Origin of the sequence: Pseudoalteromonas sp. '520P1 No. 423', assembly GCF_001269985.1 — a bacterium.
Taxonomy (GTDB): domain Bacteria; phylum Pseudomonadota; class Gammaproteobacteria; order Enterobacterales; family Alteromonadaceae; genus Pseudoalteromonas.
In genome coordinates this window covers 877,566-896,033 of sequence record NZ_BBZB01000002.1, presented here as the reverse complement: position 1 = coordinate 896,033, position 18,468 = coordinate 877,566, and the positions used below count along the sequence as shown (strand labels likewise).

General features: G+C 34.6%; 17 protein-coding genes and 1 pseudogene. 8 read left to right on the top strand and 10 right to left on the bottom strand.

The features are described 5' to 3' along the window. Nucleotides 1–310: 310 nt before the first annotated feature. The gene (locus PSA_RS25595) at nt 311–475 is read right to left on the bottom strand and encodes a hypothetical protein (RefSeq protein WP_157575820.1); all 165 of its coding nucleotides are present in this window, start codon (nt 473–475) and stop codon (nt 311–313) included. 401 nt (nt 476–876) lie between these two features. Between PSA_RS25595 and PSA_RS22430 the strand changes: the two genes are divergently transcribed. From PSA_RS22430 to PSA_RS22415, 4 genes are all read left to right on the top strand, one after another. Beyond that, entirely contained in the window at nt 877–1,167 is a 291-nt protein-coding gene (locus PSA_RS22430; RefSeq protein WP_052380102.1) for a hypothetical protein, read from the top strand. A 75-nt stretch (nt 1,168–1,242) separates the two neighbouring features. Beyond that, nucleotides 1,243–1,485, top strand: a complete 243-nt coding sequence (locus PSA_RS22425; RefSeq protein WP_052380103.1) for a hypothetical protein — start codon at nt 1,243–1,245, stop codon at nt 1,483–1,485. Between the two features lie 90 nt (nt 1,486–1,575). Continuing rightward, nucleotides 1,576–1,896, top strand: a complete 321-nt coding sequence (locus PSA_RS22420; RefSeq protein WP_052380104.1) for a hypothetical protein — start codon at nt 1,576–1,578, stop codon at nt 1,894–1,896. Between the two features lie 143 nt (nt 1,897–2,039). Then, nucleotides 2,040–4,358, top strand: coding sequence for a methyl-accepting chemotaxis protein (locus PSA_RS22415; RefSeq protein WP_042148555.1), 2,319 nt, complete (start codon nt 2,040–2,042; stop codon nt 4,356–4,358). A 326-nt stretch (nt 4,359–4,684) separates the two neighbouring features. On the opposite strand, the pseudogene PSA_RS26050 reads toward PSA_RS22415, so the two are convergent. The 4 genes and pseudogenes from PSA_RS26050 to PSA_RS22395 form a co-directional block, all read right to left on the bottom strand. Further along, a pseudogene (locus tag PSA_RS26050) lies at nt 4,685–4,865 on the bottom strand (IS3 family transposase); the annotation flags it as partial. A gap of 119 nt (nt 4,866–4,984) precedes the next feature. Continuing rightward, nucleotides 4,985–6,127 carry a ribonuclease D gene (gene rnd, locus PSA_RS22405; RefSeq protein ID WP_042148387.1) on the bottom strand — a complete coding sequence of 381 codons (1,143 nt, stop codon included), beginning with the start codon at nt 6,125–6,127 and terminating at the stop codon, nt 4,985–4,987. Between the two features lie 59 nt (nt 6,128–6,186). After that, on the bottom strand, nt 6,187–7,848 hold the full coding sequence (locus PSA_RS22400; RefSeq protein ID WP_042148395.1) for an AMP-binding protein: 1,662 nt from the start codon (nt 7,846–7,848) through the stop codon (nt 6,187–6,189). A gap of 193 nt (nt 7,849–8,041) precedes the next feature. Next, nucleotides 8,042–8,908 (bottom strand): alpha/beta fold hydrolase, encoded by an 867-nt coding sequence (locus tag PSA_RS22395; protein WP_052380105.1) that lies wholly within the window; start codon nt 8,906–8,908, stop codon nt 8,042–8,044. 110 nt (nt 8,909–9,018) lie between these two features. Between PSA_RS22395 and PSA_RS22390 the strand changes: the two genes are divergently transcribed. Next, nucleotides 9,019–10,326 (top strand): alkaline phosphatase, encoded by a 1,308-nt coding sequence (locus PSA_RS22390; protein ID WP_042148399.1) that lies wholly within the window; start codon nt 9,019–9,021, stop codon nt 10,324–10,326. A 56-nt stretch (nt 10,327–10,382) separates the two neighbouring features. Here the strand turns inward: PSA_RS22390 and PSA_RS22385 are convergent, their stop codons facing one another. Further along, nucleotides 10,383–11,126, bottom strand: a complete 744-nt coding sequence (locus PSA_RS22385) for a class I SAM-dependent methyltransferase (RefSeq protein ID WP_042148402.1) — start codon at nt 11,124–11,126, stop codon at nt 10,383–10,385. A 107-nt stretch (nt 11,127–11,233) separates the two neighbouring features. Between PSA_RS22385 and gloB the strand changes: the two genes are divergently transcribed. Both gloB and PSA_RS22375 read left to right on the top strand, forming a co-directional pair. Then, nucleotides 11,234–12,001, top strand: a complete 768-nt coding sequence (gene gloB / locus PSA_RS22380) for a hydroxyacylglutathione hydrolase (protein ID WP_042148406.1) — start codon at nt 11,234–11,236, stop codon at nt 11,999–12,001. Between the two features lie 133 nt (nt 12,002–12,134). After that, nucleotides 12,135–13,727, top strand: a complete 1,593-nt coding sequence (locus PSA_RS22375) for a LysM peptidoglycan-binding domain-containing protein (protein ID WP_042148410.1) — start codon at nt 12,135–12,137, stop codon at nt 13,725–13,727. A gap of 37 nt (nt 13,728–13,764) precedes the next feature. On the opposite strand, the gene PSA_RS22370 is transcribed toward PSA_RS22375, so the two are convergent. From PSA_RS22370 to PSA_RS22355, 4 genes are all read right to left on the bottom strand, one after another. After that, nucleotides 13,765–14,109 (bottom strand): hypothetical protein, encoded by a 345-nt coding sequence (locus tag PSA_RS22370; protein ID WP_052380106.1) that lies wholly within the window; start codon nt 14,107–14,109, stop codon nt 13,765–13,767. A 57-nt stretch (nt 14,110–14,166) separates the two neighbouring features. Beyond that, nucleotides 14,167–14,859 carry a tRNA (adenosine(37)-N6)-threonylcarbamoyltransferase complex dimerization subunit type 1 TsaB gene (gene tsaB / locus PSA_RS22365; protein ID WP_042148414.1) on the bottom strand — a complete coding sequence of 231 codons (693 nt, stop codon included), beginning with the start codon at nt 14,857–14,859 and terminating at the stop codon, nt 14,167–14,169. Between the two features lie 43 nt (nt 14,860–14,902). Next, complete coding sequence (locus tag PSA_RS22360; protein WP_042148417.1) at nt 14,903–16,846, bottom strand: ATP-dependent DNA helicase; 1,944 nt, start codon at nt 16,844–16,846, stop codon at nt 14,903–14,905. 115 nt (nt 16,847–16,961) lie between these two features. Then, complete coding sequence (locus PSA_RS22355; protein ID WP_042148420.1) at nt 16,962–17,180, bottom strand: hypothetical protein; 219 nt, start codon at nt 17,178–17,180, stop codon at nt 16,962–16,964. 387 nt (nt 17,181–17,567) lie between these two features. On the opposite strand from PSA_RS22355, the gene hisG reads away from it, so the two are divergent. After that, complete coding sequence (gene hisG / locus PSA_RS22350; protein WP_042148422.1) at nt 17,568–18,467, top strand: ATP phosphoribosyltransferase; 900 nt, start codon at nt 17,568–17,570, stop codon at nt 18,465–18,467. Nucleotide 18,468 lies beyond the last annotated feature (1 nt).

Sequence of the window (18,468 nt, the reverse complement as noted above, 5' to 3'; positions counted from 1 at the left end):
TGCTTTCGATTTTTTATTTATGACATTCAATGATGGCCCGTTGTTAAAACAGCTATAACTTTAAAATGATCAGATATAGCTTGCTCCCCATGTTAGATACTGGAAGATGAGTGATAGAGTTTCAATTGATATGCGGCATCGCGAGATGTTAATGCGGTGTTACGTTTAATTGAGTGAAAGTACGATAAGAGGAGATGAAAATAGGACCAAAGGGTTAATTGCTATAAAGTGTTATTAACAAGGTTATAAAGACAGCTAAAACTGTAACTTATAAGAACTACAGTTTTCGTGTGAACAGCTTTTTTTGAAATCAGCTCTCTTTGTTTATTGTAAATCCAAAGGTGAATACCCTATCATATCCATCTCCTGTAGGTAGTTCAAATAAGGTTTTACCTGATGGAATATCAATGACTATCACTTTATCTTTACCATAAGAAGTCATAAATAAAATGCGATCATTTGGATGAAAAACCAAACTTAACTTGCTTTGTAACTATTCAGCCTTATCTTCAATAAATACATCTGGAAGCTGATTTTTGAAGACATCAACTTGATAATCTCTTAATCGTTCCAACAATGCTCTGGATTTTGTTCGTTTTAATCGCCCTCACTGACCTTTTATTCGGCTGTTTTCATCGGGCGCGGGGCATTCAATTTCACCTCCGGCTAGTATTTTTGATATTGCGTTAAGTACTGCCGCTTAGAGTCTTCATCTAAGTTGGGGTCATTAATTTGATGTTGATGCTGTTTAAATTCATTGAAGCTAGGGCGATTAAATCATAGCCCCAGCTTGGCAAGATGAAACGAGTTTAAGACTCCCTGAATCAATTGCTATTTTTCCTTCCAAATCACTAAATAAAAACCTTTATTTATGGCTTGCAGCCTCGCTGCACAATCATATTAAAATTTAACCATTGGGCAAAAGACAATCAAGCAAGAGTTTTAAATGTTTTACAACGTTACCTTACTTTAAAGACCCGCTATTACGCTATGCTTGAAGCTTTGTTACAACTTAGACCTACAATAGATACATTACCAAAAGCGCATCAAGCTTTAGAAAAATCTGTTGTTCAAGCATTCAAAGAGCCTGGCTCTGTAACACATTTTCCTATGGCAAATTATGCTTTACAAGCTGTATATTTATGGTTATATCCGAGTGCCAATTAGCAAATTAGCCCTCCAGATGATAATGAGTTAAACCATCAAGAAAAGGAATCTTCAAAAGACAAACAAGAAAGCAAAGTGGCAAGAAAGAAAACAGAACGAATTCAAGATCCACACACCCGCGATGGTATGATGGTTTTTAGATTGGAAAATTTATTTTCATGGAGTGAGTTTTCAAAAATTAACCGCGCTGAAGATGATACTGATGATGAAGATGCACAACGTGTTGCAGAAGATTTGGATAAAATTACATTATCTAAGCAACAAAATCAAAAAACAGCAAAACTCAAAGTTGATGTTGATTTACCATCTGCATCTTAAAATGATATTCCCTTAGGTGCTGGTTTAAAGTTACCTGAATGGGATTATAAATCATCTAAATTGATAGATGATAGGTGTTTATTACAACCTATGTTAGCAATAGACAATTCAGCTAAAAAACTACCTGCTAATTTATCCAGTACAGCTAAAAAAATTCGTTCTCAATTTCAGCAACTACAAAGTGTGAAGCAGTGGCACAAAGCACAACCCAAAGGTGAAGATCTAGATATATCTGCTTGGTTAGATTTTCAAATGCAAAGCAAGCAAGGTCCAGCACCACAAAAAGGCTTATACCGTAGCTTTAAAAGTAATAGAGACCTATCTTGTTTGTTATTTGGTGAAGCACTTGAGGCTGTTGGCGATGAATGTGTCTATGTATGGGTTTTCATCTGTGAAACGTCATCATGTTAGGTTTACCATGCTTAGAAATTTTTGCATCGTTATGATAATTTATTTATCTAGGTAAAATACTGTAATAAAAGCATTATCATGTGGCAGAATAAGATAAGTTAACTATAGTTTGAAGTATGTTTTTATATGAGATTAATATACAAATGAAGATAGCAAATAAGATCATAGTTGCATCTGTTGTTTTATCAGCAATCGGAATAATAACCGCAGGCTCTCTTGTAGGTTGGCAATCATCTTCAATCGCATCAAAAGCATTAGAAAAACGTGCTTTTGAGCAGCTAATTGCAATTAGAGAAATTCAAAAAACGCTAATAGAAGAATATTTCATTACCATACAACATGAAATTGTTAGCTTATCTAGCAATTTAATGGTTAGTGATATGATGCAGAAAATGTCAAAACCATTTTATAAATTCGATCAGGAAACTAGCCTTCAAGAAACTGGGCAGCTTCAACAATATTATACATCGCAATTCGACGTACGATACAAACAACAAAACCCCAATTCAAGCCAAAGTTCAGCTGATAAATTAGCTAAATTAAATCAGAATACGCGATCAATTCAACATGCATACATTAGTGGTAATCAGTTTGAATTAGGGAGTAAAAATAAGCTTAACTTCTCAAATGATGATACTACATATAGTAAAATACATAAAAAATATCATCCTCATTTAAATAAATATTTAGAAGCTTTTGGTTTCTATGACATATTTTTAGTTGATCCAAATACAGGCTACGTGATTTACAGTGTTTTTAAAGAGTTGGATTTTGCAACTTCTCTAAAAGACGGCCCTTATAAAAATTCAGGTCTTGCAAAAGCATTTAAAAAAGCAAATCAAAGTACAGATCCCGATGACAGCTTTTTAATTGATTTTGAACCTTATTATCCCTCATATCATGCTGCTGCAGCTTTTATGTCCTCCCCTATTTTTTCAGATGGAGGTGAAAAGCTTGGTATTCTAATCTTTCAAATGCCCATAGATAAAATAAATTCATTGATGACATATGGAAAACAATGGGAAAAAGTAGGGTTAGGAGAATCTGGTGAAACTTACCTAATTGGGGAAGATTATCTGTTACGTAGCCAGAGTCGCTTTCTTTATGATGATGCTAAAAATTACAAAAAAGCGCTTTTAAATTCCGGACTGAACAATAAAATTATAGAAAAAATTGTTGCTAGTGGCTCTGCTATCGGTTTACAACCTGTCAAAAGTGAAGGTGCGGTTTCTGGTATTGCTGGACAAACTGGCATTAAAACAATAAAGGATTATAGAGGCGTTGATGTACTATCAGCTTACGGGCCCCTTAATATAGATGGTGTTAAATGGGCTGTTTTAAGTGAGATTGATGTATCAGAAGCAATGAAAGATAAAGATGAAATGCTTAATAGTATTTGGTTTATTATGAGCGGTATAATGTTGATACTTATTCCTTTAACTTTACTTGCTGGATTCAAAGTAGGCAAAGATATCTCAAATCCAATAAATCAATTTATAGATCAAGTTAACCATATATCAAAAGACAAAGATTTAACTGCAAGGGTAGATTACAAAGGAAATGATGAATTATTTTCCCTTGCTAACTCGTTTAATCGTCTATTAAATGAACTACAAGAAATTTTGCATTGTGTTGAAAACTTATCAAAAACACTACTTGAGTCTACTGAAACAATGCTCGTTAATATGGATGAAACAACTAATCAAACATTACATCAATCAGATAACGCCGATAGTGTAGCTGTTGCGACAAATCAATTACTTGCTACCATTCAAGAAGTTGCACGTAATGCCACAACTGCGGCTGATACTGTTAAAGCTACTGATGACAAATGTAGTGAAAGCACACATTCTGCTAAAAAATTAGAATCTGATATGAATAACTTAAATTCTCAAATGGATAATGCATCTCACTCAATAGAAAAATTAGCAATCGAGAGTGAATCTATCGGTTCAGTGCTTGATGTGATCCAATCAATCGCAGAGCAAACTAACCTGTTAGCTTTAAATGCCGCCATTGAAGCAGCTCGTGCTGGTGAGCAAGGTCGCGGTTTTGCAGTTGTAGCTGATGAAGTAAGAACCTTAGCCAGTCGAACGCAACAATCAACAGAAGATATTCGTTCAAAAATCAATTCATTACAACAGGAAACTCAGACAACCGTTAAAATGGTAACCTCTTCAAGTAAAATGGCAAATGCGAGTATTGATGCCTGTGAAGATAATAAGAAATTGATGGCTGATGTGGTTGATTTAGTACAGCAATTAAATGATATGAATTTACAGATTGCAACGGCTTCAGAGCAACAGAGCGCAGTTGTAGATGATATTAATAAAAACGTGACGGAGATTGCTGATACCTCACATAATATTTCTGATAATGCTGATGTTAGTAAAGACGATGTAAAACGACTCAGTGTATTGGTCAGTAATTTAGAAATGAAAATGAAAGAGTTTAAGTTGTAACTTATTAGCATTGACCCGTCCTAGCATGGGTTGACACTTTAAAAATTAAATTGCTCTATGAACTTCATCGTGCGTTTTGTATTTTAAGGCCGAATGTTGCCTTTGTTGATTATAGATGTCGATAGATTGCTTCAATAACTTGTTGCGTTGCTTTTTTGTAATACGTATTCCAAAGTCTTTATCAAGTACATCAACAATTGTTTCGAAGAACTGGGCTTTAAGCTTCGTATCTTCTAACTCTTTTTCAAGTGCCATATTTACTTGTTCTGGGGTTAGATCTTTAAGGTCTAACATACAGATGACCTCATTCATGTGGTTAGGCATTCCTATACTCCAATCTAGTCGACCGAGCTTACGAAGCCAAACTAAAACAGTAGAAGCGCCTTGAATTCCAAAATGGTCTTGCGTCAGTTTGTAAGTTAATTCGCCTTTTTCGACTTTGTCAACAACTGATAATTTAAAAGTGAGGGAATAATCTTTTTGAGTTCTTTTAGATATAGGTTTCATAACATTCTCCAAATTTAAGCTGAAAAGTGTTCAACCTTATTTAGGATGTGTCAGGTAAAGTACAAAAAAGGGCTTCACAGCCCTTTTTTATTATACTAACCTGTTACAAAATTAAGTCCTTACTCCCACTCAATTAACTTACCTTGTAATATTTTATATCTCCAACAACTTAATAAATCAGGCAGTAGCTTCTTCTTTTTTTGCTCATCATCACACTTCCAAGTCCAACTAATTAATTGATTAATTTGTTTTTTACTTGAAATGATCTCAGTTGGTATACCTTGCTCTTTGGCAACTGCATCAATTCTTTGTTTAATTGATTTTACTTCTGCTTTATAGCTAGGGTAATCAACTAATCGTACTACTTTTTGAGGATGTTGTTCTTTTGAAATTGATTTTGCTTTTTCTATGCAGAGCAAAATTTCTTTTCCGGATTTATTCACTTCCATAGCTTCTATGCCAGGGATTTTTCTTAAAGCCGTAATGCTTGCAGGCTTAGCTTTGGCTATCTCTATCATATTATGCTCTTTTAATATGAAACCTAAGGCAAGATTTTTCATTCTTGCTTTATCACGACGCCAAGTTGCCAGCTCTTTTAAGACTGCTAAATCAAATGAGTTTAGCTGCCATGCATTTTTAATATCTAAATATAAATTCTCATCAGGTATTTGATACTGGCGTTTTTTTGCCATTAAAGCACTTTCACTTAATACAATATCTAACCAGTTATTTTCATCTATTTGTTTTTTTATGATTTCAAAACAAGGTAAAAGATGAATTACATCACCAGCAGCATAATCAAGTTGTCGCTGTGTTAAAGGTCTTTGTAACCAATTAGTGCGAGATTCACTTTTATCAATTTCTAATGACAGTAACTTATTAACCATCATCGCAAAACCAACACTGTTGCCAAATCCTAAAATCCCCATGGCAAATTGGGTATCAAAGAGCGGTTTAGGCACACAATTTCCATGTCGCATAAACACTTCTAAATCTTCTGATGGTGAGTGTAATACTTTTAAAACTGACTCATCAGTTAATATTTTCCAAAAGCTTGATAGTTCAAGATCACAACAAGGATCAATTAAAGCAAGGTGGTTACCATCATATACTTGGATGAGGGCAAGTTCAGGAAACAAAGTACGACGGCGCATAAATTCAGTATCTATGGCTAAGATTTTACTTTCTTTAATTGTTTCTAAGTAAGTATTTAAGTGATCTTGTGTTTTAATATACTGAGTTTCTAGGCATAAAGAATGCAATTGATTATCCTAATAGCTATAAAAAAACCGGCTTAGCCGGCTTTTTAAAAATATAAAATTTAACTGGCTTCTTTTAAAGCGCGCCTTAAAATTTTACCAACATTTGTTTTAGGAAGTTCATCTTTGAACTCTACAAATTTTGGTACTTTATAATTTGTTAAATTTTTACGACAATGTTTGATTATATCTTTTTCTGTTAATAAAGGGTCTTTTTTAACAACAAAAATTTTGACCTGTTCACCACTTACTTCATGTGGTACACCCACAGCGGCAACTTCCAGAATACCCTCATGCATTGCGACCACTTCTTCAATTTCATTCGGGTAAACATTAAAACCTGAAACGATAATCATATCTTTTTTACGATCTACGATGAAAAAGAAACCTTCTTCATCACATTTTGCTACATCACCCGTCGCAAACCAACCATCAGTCATGCACTTAGCTGTTTCATCATCTCTATTAAAGTAACCTTTCATAACTTGAGGGCCTTTAACCCACAACTCACCAGATTCGCCAACAGGCATATCTTTACCATCATCTCCAACAATTCGCAATAGCGTGCTTGGTGCAGGTAAACCGATAGAACCGTTATAGCTTTCTAAATCGTACGGACTAATAGTCACTAATGGCGCACATTCTGTTAAACCATAACCTTCCATTAATTTACTGTTTGTTACTTTCTCCCAACGCTCTGCAACAGGTCTTTGTACAGCCATACCGCCACCAAGAGAGAATTTTAAAGTGCTAAAATCTAAATCGCTAAAGCCAGGCGTATTAAGTAAACCATTAAACAATGTATTTACACCTGTAATGGCAGTAAATTTATTGTTTGATAAGTCTTTTACAAAAGCTTTCATATCTCTAGGGTTAGTGATTAATAAATTTAAACCGCCATATTTCATAAAAGTAAGGCAGTTAGCTGTCAAAGCAAAAATATGATAAAGCGGTAAAGCAGTAACCACTACCTCTTTACCTTTAACTAAAATTTTATCCAAACAACCTGATACTTGTTCTAAATTAGCAACCATATTGCCGTGTGTTAATATCGCGCCTTTAGAAACACCTGTAGTACCGCCTGTATATTGTAAAAATGCATAGTCATCATGAACTAAATGCGGTCTTTTATAGTTATTTACATCGCCCTGAGATAATACATCAGTAAAATTAATTGTATTAGGCAAATTAAACGGCTTAACCATCTTTTTAACGTGTTTAACTACAAAGTTGACAAGATGCTTTTTAACACCACCACACATATCACCAACTTGAGTCAGTACAATATTTTTTATCTCAGTTTGAGGTAAAGCTTGCTCTAGGGTATTGGCAAAATTTTGTAATAAGATAATAGTTTGTGTTTGAGAGTCATTTAATTGATGTGCCAATTCTCTCACGGTATAAAGAGGATTAACATTAACAACAACACAACCTGCTCTTAATGTGCCTAAAATTGCGATTGGTGTTTGTAATAGGTTTGGCATCATCACGGCGACTTTGTCACCTTTTTGTAAACCTAATTCATTTTGTAGATATGAAGCAAACTTTTTAGTTTCATTATCAATTTCTTCATAAGTTAATTTTTTACCCATATTTGAGAATGCAGGTAAATTGGCATATTCTTTAAAGCTACGTTCAAATAGCTCAAGTAGTGAGTCATAGTGATTTGGATCTATTTCTTCAGGCATGCCTTCTGGGTACCTATTTAGCCAGATTTTTTCCACTTGTTGCTCCCGTTTTTATAATTTATTTTTATATACCAATAGTTTAATTTAATAAATCTCGGTATTTTGTTTGCGCTTACTTTAACCTTAATTCAACTAAGGTCATTTAACAACTGAGTAAATACTCTAATCAAGAGAGTATCATCACATATTTAAAATAAAGATACAAATGTATGCTGAAAATCTTTATTTTTCACTTTATAAACTCTCTGATTATGCTTGCGACCTTTTGTGGGTTTTGCATGTGACAATGATGACCACCTTTTACAGTCTCAATACTTAACTCACTGTAATATTTTGAATATATTTTTATAGAATGTTTTATTTGTTCATAACCTTGTTCGGCTACTATCAGTTTTGTGGCCGCCTTTACCTGTTTAGTTGCCATGATTGCTTGTGCTTCATTGAATCGAAAACCAGAATGATGTTTTAATTTTGGATCAATTCGTAATTTTATTCCTAATTCTGTATTTTCACTGTTTCTTTTCATTAATAATGCACAGTGTTCATATTCTAAGTCACTCACAGCCATACGTACTTTTATTAATGAGTTTAAGTCTTTATATATTCTAGATGCCTTTTTATCATTTTTGTCAGCGCTTTGCCCGCGATTGAGAATTGCAGTCCTCAATTGGCTGACAACATCTTCATCTGGTGTTGTTACTAGGCCAATGCCTTCAATTAAAACAACCGAACGTACAAGTTCAGGGAAGCAGGCTGCAAATAGTGTTGCCGTCATAGCCCCCATAGAGTGGCCTACTATATGTACAGGAGTTAAATAATTTTCTGAAATGACTTGGTAAATATCATCTATATAATCAACAAAATAATAATGTGCTTGGTTATTTCTCCATTGAGAATGTCCGTGCCCAGGAAAATCAAATGCCAACCAATTATACTGAGGTAATAAATGCATTAATGGATAAAAACTTGCCAGATTATCCTGCCATCCATGTAATGCGACAATATTTAAATTATCAGCTTTATGATCATTAACCACGCCAGCTATTTTAGGCTCAGCTGAGCGCGCAGTTATGTTTTTTAAATTATAATTGTGCATGGCTTCCTTTTATATACGCATTATCTTTTTCTACTTTCATCGCAATAAGTACCAATAGTCTTATTATTCTGTTATGAATATGGGAATCAAAAAAATACAAATTAATCAAAATGAAAAAATCACTTCTTATAGTTTCTACAGCACTGACTGTTACAGCATGTGCTCAGTTAGATAACGCTCCTGAAAAACAATTCCCTAAGAATATTATTTATATGATAGGTGATGGTATGGGACCCGCTTATACAACCGCCTACAGATATTATAGTGATGATATCAATACACAAGAAATTGAAAAAACTGTTTTTGATACAATATTAACAGGCACTGCTCGTACATATCCTGATGATGATACCTATGTTACTGATAGTGCTGCAAGTGCAACTGCGTTAAGTAGCGGAATTAAAAGTTATAATGGTGCAATTGCCGTTGATAGTGACAAGAAACCGGTAAAAACTATGCTTGAGCTAGCAAAAGAGAAAAATATGCTCACAGCACTTGTAGTCACTTCTCAAATCAATCATGCAACACCAGCGAGCTTTACAGCTCACAACGAAAGTCGCAGAAATTACGACGAAATCGCAAATGATTATATTGATAATAAAATAAATGGAAAATTGCCTGTCGACCTTATGTTCGGTGGCGGCACTGATTTCTTTATTCGTGAAGATAGAAACTTAGTAAATGAGTTTGTAGATAATAACTATCAATATGTCGATACTTTAAAAAATATCAATAATATAACGCAGATTCCAGCTATTGGATTATTTAATAAAATAGGACTTCCTTACGCAATAGATGCAACTAAAAATCATCTAGAGGTAATGACAGATAAAGCATTAAAATTAGTTGACAATCAATCGGATAAAGGATTTTTCATGATGATTGAAGGCAGTCAAATTGATTGGTGTGGTCATAATAATGATATCACCTGTGCGATGGCTGAAATGCACGATTTTGCTAATTCAATTAAAATTGCTAAACAGTACGTTGATAACAACCCAGATACTATTTTAGTAGTCACAGCAGATCACTCAACGGGTGGACTAACTATCGGTGCAAATCATAAATATAAATGGGAAGCTCAAAAAGTTAAAGACTTTAAAGTGAGCGCAAGAAAACTCAGTAAAAAACTTTTCAAAAACTCAAACCTAAACCAAGAGTGGAATAAATATTCAAGTACACCATTATCAGATCACGAAGCAACATCTCTTAACACAGCAAAAAGTTTAGATGAAGCAAGCTTATTTATCGCAGTAAAAGAAGTGATTAATGCTAGAACTTATACAGGCTGGACTACAAATGGCCATACAGCCATGGATGTACAAGTATTTTCTTACGGTAAAGGCGCTGAACACTTTACTGGCAATCTAAACAATACCGATATCGCAAAGCAATTAATCAAATTTATTAAAGGTTAATCCATAGATATTAAAAAGGCAGAATGCGTATCTCAATCTGCCTTTTTAAGTCACCTTTATTTTATATTGCCTCTTTGCACACTCACCTCTTTAGCTACCGGTGCAAAGTGTGGTCTCGCATGCCATTTAGGTTTAATAGGCGTTAAAGGAGTGACTCTTTTACGGGCCACCAGCATATAAACACTTCCCATGGGTTTTAAATATTGTTTGCAAAAGTTTTGCCATGGGCCAAACCGTGATAAACGACTACCTCTCGCTAATGAAGAATATATAAAACGTTCGTCTTTTATTACTTCAAAACCTAATAAGTTCAACCAATCTTTAACTCTTGCAGGCGTAAAAAAACGACCACTCCAAGGTAATTTTTGTCGACTAAATGGCAAAAGCCTCGCCATGCCACATAAACTAAATGGATTAAATCCCGTTAAAATAATATAACCACCAGGGAGTAATACTCTTTGTGTTTCGCGTAAGATATGATGCGGATCGCTGTAGTATTCTAAACAGTGACTCAGTAAGCAGCCATCAACAGAATGCGCCATAAAAGGTAATTCGTCTACTTCAGCTATGACTCCCGCACGATTACACTCTGGAGCGACACAAATTTGATGTTTTATACAACAGGCCTGCGTATTTAACTGCCCACTTAAATCACCTAATTTCAAAAAATGATAGCCAAACACTCTAGGTAGCCACTGAGATATTTTTTTTTCTATTTCTTGTTGTAAATAATCCCCATGAGTGAAGTCCTGCCAATTTTGTGGTTTTGGTGCGTCTTGAAAACTTAATGCCGGTTTCAATGATGTGTCTCCCGATATTATTTATAGAAATTTAACGCTAGATGAGACTTTAACTTATCTGATATATTGTAATAATTAAAGCAGGTTAAATAACAAATCGATACTATATGTTGAATATATACCCAATTCATGCATTTTCAGATAATTATATCTGGGCAATTACTAAAGATGACTCTAAGTCAGTGTATGTTGTAGATCCTGGTCAATCAGAACCCGTACTCAACTACATCAGTGATAACAATCTTGTACTTAAAGGCATATTAATTACCCATCATCATTGGGACCACACTGATGGCGTAAAAAAATTAAAACAACTTTATCCTGACATTATAATATACGGCCCACAAAATAGTGTTTTTACAGATTCAGATATCACATTAAAACAAGATGATTTGATTAATATTTTAGGTGAGTCATTTAATATACTATCAACACCAGGGCATACCTTAGATCATATCTGTTATTATAATGAAGATACATTATTTTGTGGTGATACCCTCTTTAGCGCTGGATGTGGCAGACTGTTTGAAGGCACGCCCAAGCAAATGTTTGATTCACTAACTAAGATTGCACAGTTAAATAAAAACACTAAAGTCTACTGTACTCATGAGTATACGTTAGCTAATGTCGCATTTGCGCAAGAAGTAGACCCCCAAAACTTAGTACTTAAAGATTACAAAAACCTTATTGAGATAAAAAGAGAAAATAAAATTGTCACTCTGCCTTCTACTATTGAACAAGAATTGAAAATTAATCCATATTTAAAAAGTTTAGACGACAAAAATTGTTTCTCGATCCCAGATGAATATAAAATATCGGCTAATAAACTTGAATCAAATTTAGCTAACATTCGGTCATATAAAGATAATTTCTAATTTGAAAACTTGATTAACTGAGCAAACTAACACACAACCCCTGCGTCCCCATATGAATACTTGAGCCACACATATAGAAAAGGTACTATCTGTGTAATTTTGCATCCTTCATAAAATTTAATAAAACTATAAAATGAATAAACCACATATTATTGGTTTTGCAGCGCTTATACTAGCGGGCTGTCAAATCACAGATACTGATAACAGTCAGTTAATCCAAGTACAACAGCCTGCCAAACATGCAACAGCACAACCTAATGATGTTGTAGATGCTTTAACGCTATTAGCGCTTCAGGGCGACAATTCTGCAGAAGTTGAACTTGAGCCTACTCCGATATTTGATGACGTGTGGGAGCGAATTAATTATCAGCTATCAATACCTGTGCCTCAAAACCGTGCAGTTGTTACAGAAAGAAATTATTACGCGAAACATCAAAAATATTTAGATAGTATCTCCACACGCGGTGCACCTTATCTATATTACATAGTTGAAGAAGTAGAAAAAAGGCAAATGCCTATAGAACTTGCCTTACTACCTATTGTAGAAAGTGCATTTGATCCTTTTGGCTACTCTCATAGAAGTGCTTCCGGTATCTGGCAATTTATGCCAGTGACAGGCGAGCGTTTTGATTTAAAACAAAACTGGTGGTATGACGGCCGTAGAGACATAGTGCAATCTACACGCGCAGCATTAGATTATTTATCATATCTTCATAAAACATTAGAAGGTGATTGGTTAAATGCAATTGCTGCTTATAACTCAGGTGAAGGACGCGTATCGAGAGCAATAAAGAAAAATCGTAAAAAGCATTTACCAACCGATTTTTGGTCTTTAGATTTACCGGCAGAAACAACCGCCTATGTGCCAAAACTATTAGCTTTGGCAGATCTACTTAAAAATCAAAAAGAATTTAATGTTACTTGGAAAAAAATTGTCAACGCACAAGTCATTGACAGTGTTGATATTAGTTCACAAATTGATTTAGCACTTGCAGCACAAATGGCTGACATTAACATCACAGAGCTATATCGCTTAAACCCAGCATTTAATCGTTGGGCAACAGATCCTGATGGACCTCATAGCTTATTACTACCAATAGACAAAATTGAAGGATTCACCAAAAATTTAGCTAAAACAAGCTTAAAAGATCGCATCAGATGGCAAAGATATCAAGTTCAAAAAGGTGATAGTTTATCTGTAATCGCTAATAAATTTAGTACCAGTACTGATTCGATAAAAACTTTAAATAAGTTAGATTCAAATATGATCAGACTAGGGCAACATTTGTTTGTGCCTCTAAGTAATGGTCAAATTGATAATAAAAATTTATCTAGGCAGATGAAACTCGCCTCTAAAGACTCAGCTAAGAAAACTCAAGAAAAAAGCACTTATATTGTACGTAAAGGAGATACACTCTGGGACATCAGTCATTCGCAAGGCGTTACAATTCAACAGCTAAGCAAATGGAATAAATTAAAAACCAGCGCCATGATAAAACCAGGGCAAAAGCTATTAGTATATAAAAATAAAACGCCTAAAAGTGGATTAAAAACGGTTAATAGAACAATTACGTACAAAGTAAGAAGCGGTGATTCGCTTGCAAGAATAGCCAATAAATTTAATGTTTCAATTTCTGAAATCATTAAATGGAATAAAATTAGTAAAAATAAATACTTGCAGCCAGGTCAAAAACTCAAGTTAGTTGTGGATGTTAAAAAGACCTAAATTTCGCTTTAGAGGTTTCAACATGGATGTTGAAACTTTAAGCATAAGTATCAATGCCTATTAAACTTTGTATTTCATTTCTACGTTCTTGATGGGCTAATGCATTATATGCGGCAATTGCATTGCTTGTTTTATGATCAGGCTGATCATAAATGGTGCTAGACTTTTCATTTTTCAAACGCGTTTCAAATACTTTTATCGCTTCCTTACTATTAATATAACTTGTATTTGTTTCATTCGAATTTTTTGTATCGGCAATATGCTGAGCAAACAATGTTTGCTCAGTTTGATTTTTAGCCGCGTTACTCTCTAGTTTTACGCTTAGTGGCTTAGCGGATACTAAACCATCCAACCCAGTACTGAACCCATTTATGATAGACATTTAAACCTAATTTTTAATGATTTTAGTATAAATCCAAACTGTAATAAGTTGGAAAAACTACTCTTTCCCTGGCAATTTTTGCCAAGTTACCGTATCACGCACATACATAGGTTGTGCTTGTGATGCACTGACACATTCACCTTTACCATGTAACTGGGTTGCAATTTTCAACATATACTTCGCATTAGGTAAAATGATATCAGTTAAAAATTTTATATTATCAGCTTGATGTAAACTTGAATAAGTTTCAAAGCCAGTGCCTACCGCAACAGCCTCTTCACTATCTAATGTTAATAGCTCGGGCTTAATAACAATTTCTTTATCTATTAGTGTCGCTATGCCATCTTCGTCTGTACGGTAATGTGCAAAATAAACCTCAGACATACGAGCATCTATTGCTGCATATACATTTTTAGCACCCATTTCATCAATTGCTTGTTGCGCCATAGTTTGTAATGTTGAAATGCCAATAACAGGGATATTTGCTGAAAATGCTAAGCCTTGTGTAATGGCAACACTGATCCTAACACCCGTAAAACTACCTGGTCCACGGCCAAAAGCAATGACATCCAGATCTTTTAGTTTTATATTATCTTCTGTTAGTAAAGACTCAACCAATGGTAATATTTTTTGACTGTGTTCTTGCGGGCATACTTCAAAATGGCTCACGCTCACATTATTACTATCTGCTGATATTGCAGCTGAAAGTGATTCAGTTGCCGCATCTAGAGCGAGTATTTTTAAACTCATTAATTTATTCTCACTTTAATCTTAATTCTGTATAAATAACATTCTAATTTGGGATCTGAGCTAAAAACTCAGCTGCTTTATTTAAATCTCTTGTACGTGTCATTTTAGGTAAACTAGCAAGAAAAGTCTCTCCATAATGCTTAGTTACCAATCTATTATCACAAATAACTAATACGCCTTTATCAGTATGGTCTCTAATTAACCTGCCCACACCTTGCTTTAATGTGATCACAGCTTGAGGTATCTGAATTTTTGCAAAAGGGTCTTGCCCTACCAGTTTACATGCTTTCATTTTGGCTTGTAACAAAGGATCATCTGGCGCGATAAACGGCAGCTTATCAATAATAACACAACTTAGCGTACTACCTCTAACATCAACCCCTTCCCAAAAAGAAGCTGTACCTAGCAAAACAGAATTGCCATGATGTACAAATTTTTCAAGCAAAATGCGTTTTGACGTTTGGCCTTGAACTAAAATAGGATATGGCACTGTAGATGCAATACCTTGTGCCACTAATTCCATCATTCTATAGCTAGTAAACAAAATAAAACAACGCCCTTTTGCAGCTTCAATTAATTGTTTTGAAACCTTTACTAAAGCATGTGCCATATCCTGCGAGTTCACTTCAGGTAAATATCTCGGTAAACAAAGCAGTGCTTGTTTTTGATAATCAAAAGGGCTTTGTACAATTAAACTTTGCTTGGGTTGTAAACCTAAAGAGGCGTTAAAGTGTGATAATGACTCATCTACAGATAAAGTCGCTGATGTAAAAATCCATGACGAATCTAATTTATTCATTAAAGCATTGAACTTTTCAGCAACATCAAGCGGAGTAATATTAATACTGACATGCATTCGGGTTGTTTCAAACCAATAACTCAGGCCTTTATCACTGGTATCAAACATCAGCTCCAATAACGCTTTAAATGCAATGCAGCGCTCAAAACAATGTTCTATTTTTGTGCTTCTTTCAAGCGCAAGTTTGATCACTTGATATAAGAAAGTAATATCATTAATAATGCGTTCTGCGGCAAATTTAACGCCTGAATGTTTTAATATCTGGCACCAATCACCTCTGCCAGAACCAATCGGAAATTCAAGCCTAAAGTCTTTTAAACTTGACTCTAACTTATCAATCGCTTTACCTAATTGGATCATATCAAATAATTCAGAACGGTATATTAAACGTAAATCTTTTATAAGTGCTAACAAAGCACGAGTACTGACACTTTGACCAAAGTAATTACTGGCAATTTCTGATAACTGATGTGCTTCATCAAAAATATAACCATCTGCTTGCGGCATTAACTCTGCAAACCCACTGTCTTTAACCGACATATCAGCAAAAAACAAATGATGATTAACAACAATTACATCGGCTTCCATCGCTTTCATACGTGCTTTTTTAATATAACAATCTTCATAATCAGGACATGTTTGCCCTAGACAGTTATCAGATGTTGAAGTGACATAAGGCAGCACTTTTGCCCCTTCTTCTATGCCAATACAATCTGCCATATCACCTGATTGTGTATCACTCGCAAATTTTGCAACCATGGCAAGTTGATGTAGTACATCAAGATCATCTGTTGGCACATGAGAAATATGCTGATTTAGCCTCATTGGGCATAAATAATTCGCCCTACCTTTTAATAAAGCTGTTTTTTTACCAACTTTTAATGCAGATAATACATTAGGCAAGTCTCTATGATAGAGCTGTTCTTGTAAGGCTTTAGTACCAGTAGATATAATGATTTTTGTAATTGATTGTGGATTTTCATGCATTAACGCAGGTACTAGATAAGCAAATGTTTTACCTATACCCGTCCCTGCTTCAATTACTAGCTGAGATTTATCTTTGAGTGTACTTTCGATAGCACAGGCCATTTCTATTTGTGCATCTCGGGGCTTATAACCATCAACTTTGGATGATAAAGGACCATCTTTAGCAAAAAATGATGATACCTTACTAAGTTTTTTTAACATGAAATTATCCAAATTGATTTGAAGTCATATTTTACATTTTTTCTGTTCAATATCAGATAAAAATGATTAATTTAGATAATTAAATCACGTTGCAGCTCTTTTATGGTAAATTTACTTATACCCAAGTATCAAGTTTATTACCCGTTTCCCCCTTATTCGACTCTTCCACTTCTTGTTTATCTTCCACAAGATCCGAATCATAAGCATTCACGGCTTTATTTTGATCATTAAGAAACTTTATTTTTGCGTCTTTAATACCTGCAACATAAATTAAACGTTTATTTAACGGTTCAATATGTGCAATCCTAGGTAAAAACGGCAGTAAATTATCCATATACGCCTCAATAATTACATTTTATATAACCTTATTATCGGCTGGAATAACATATTCTTTAAATGTCATAAAAAAACACTTGTATACAATTACATTCCATGTTTCTATATAAACACTTTAAAAAGGAAGTATTTATTCAATATTATCCTTAACCTAAATTAAATTGGAAAAATTATGCTTTTAATAAACCTGAACATTATTCACCATCATCATATGAACGAATAGCCTTTCAGGTTTTCGCTGGAAGGGTATTCCTAAAAGGAACCCGTGGCGAATAAAAATCAAACATTCATTTTCGCCCCGAGGTCTCCTCGGGGTTTTTAGTTTTAAGCCCCAAAATTTTTTACAAATAGCTTAACAAAGACTAAAAATTAACGGGAAATGAGAATGACAGATACAACACGTTTACGCATTGCAATTCAAAAATCAGGCAGACTTTCAACTGACTGCCAAAACTTATTTAAACAACTCGGTATTAAACTAAATCTCAGAGAGCAAAAGTTAATTGCGCACTCAACTAATATGCCTATTGATATTTTACGTGTTCGCCACAACGATATCCCAGGTTTAGTAATGGATGGCGTATGTGACTTAGGCATCGTAGGTGAAAATGAATTAGTTGAAATGCAAGCTGAGCGTGAACAGCAGTCTTTACCATTTCAAACAAAGAAACTAGCTCAACTTGATTTTGGCTATTGCCGCTTAGCACTTGCTTGGCCACAAGAGCTCGGAGAAGTTGATACTAACTGGTTCCAAAATAAAAAAATTGCCACAACTTACCCCGCAATTTTAAGCCAATATCTAAAAAGAGAAAACATCAACGCCAGTTTAGTAAATTTATCTGGCTCAGTTGAAGTTGCTCCTCGTGCTGGTCTTGCTGATGCAATTTGTGATCTTGTATCTACTGGTGCAACGCTAGAAGCAAACGGATTAAGACAAGGTGAAACGATTATGGAGTCATATGCCTGTTTAATCCAAAACCCAGCATTAGATTGCCCTAAAAAAACAGCCTTAATTGAAAAGTTATTACCTCGATTAAAAGCCGTTAAACAAGCTAAAGAAAGCAAATATATTATGTTGCACGCACCAAAGACTCGTCTAAAAGAAATATGTGATTTATTACCAGGTACAGGTCAGCCAACCATGCTATCCCTTGCGGGTTCTGATGAGCTTGTTGCCTTGCACATGGTGAGTCAAGAAACACTATTCTGGGAAACCATGGAATCTTTAAAAGCATTAGGTGCTAGCTCTATATTAGTGATGCCTATTGAAAAGATGATGGAGTAAG

Coding starts and splice junctions, on each gene's coding strand:
- PSA_RS22420 (WP_052380104.1), top strand. CDS start 1,576: ATGTTAGCAATAGACAATTCAGCTAAAAAACTACCTGCTAATTTATCC.
- PSA_RS22415 (WP_042148555.1), top strand. CDS start 2,040: ATGAAGATAGCAAATAAGATCATAGTTGCATCTGTTGTTTTATCAGCA.
- PSA_RS22395 (WP_052380105.1), bottom strand. CDS start 8,908: ATGCACAATTATAATTTAAAAAACATAACTGCGCGCTCAGCTGAGCCT.
- PSA_RS22390 (WP_042148399.1), top strand. CDS start 9,019: ATGAAAAAATCACTTCTTATAGTTTCTACAGCACTGACTGTTACAGCA.
- gloB (WP_042148406.1), top strand. CDS start 11,234: ATGTTGAATATATACCCAATTCATGCATTTTCAGATAATTATATCTGG.
- PSA_RS22375 (WP_042148410.1), top strand. CDS start 12,135: ATGAATAAACCACATATTATTGGTTTTGCAGCGCTTATACTAGCGGGC.
- PSA_RS22370 (WP_052380106.1), bottom strand. CDS start 14,109: ATGTCTATCATAAATGGGTTCAGTACTGGGTTGGATGGTTTAGTATCC.
- tsaB (WP_042148414.1), bottom strand. CDS start 14,859: ATGAGTTTAAAAATACTCGCTCTAGATGCGGCAACTGAATCACTTTCA.
- PSA_RS22360 (WP_042148417.1), bottom strand. CDS start 16,846: ATGTTAAAAAAACTTAGTAAGGTATCATCATTTTTTGCTAAAGATGGT.
- PSA_RS22355 (WP_042148420.1), bottom strand. CDS start 17,180: ATGGATAATTTACTGCCGTTTTTACCTAGGATTGCACATATTGAACCG.
- hisG (WP_042148422.1), top strand. CDS start 17,568: ATGACAGATACAACACGTTTACGCATTGCAATTCAAAAATCAGGCAGA.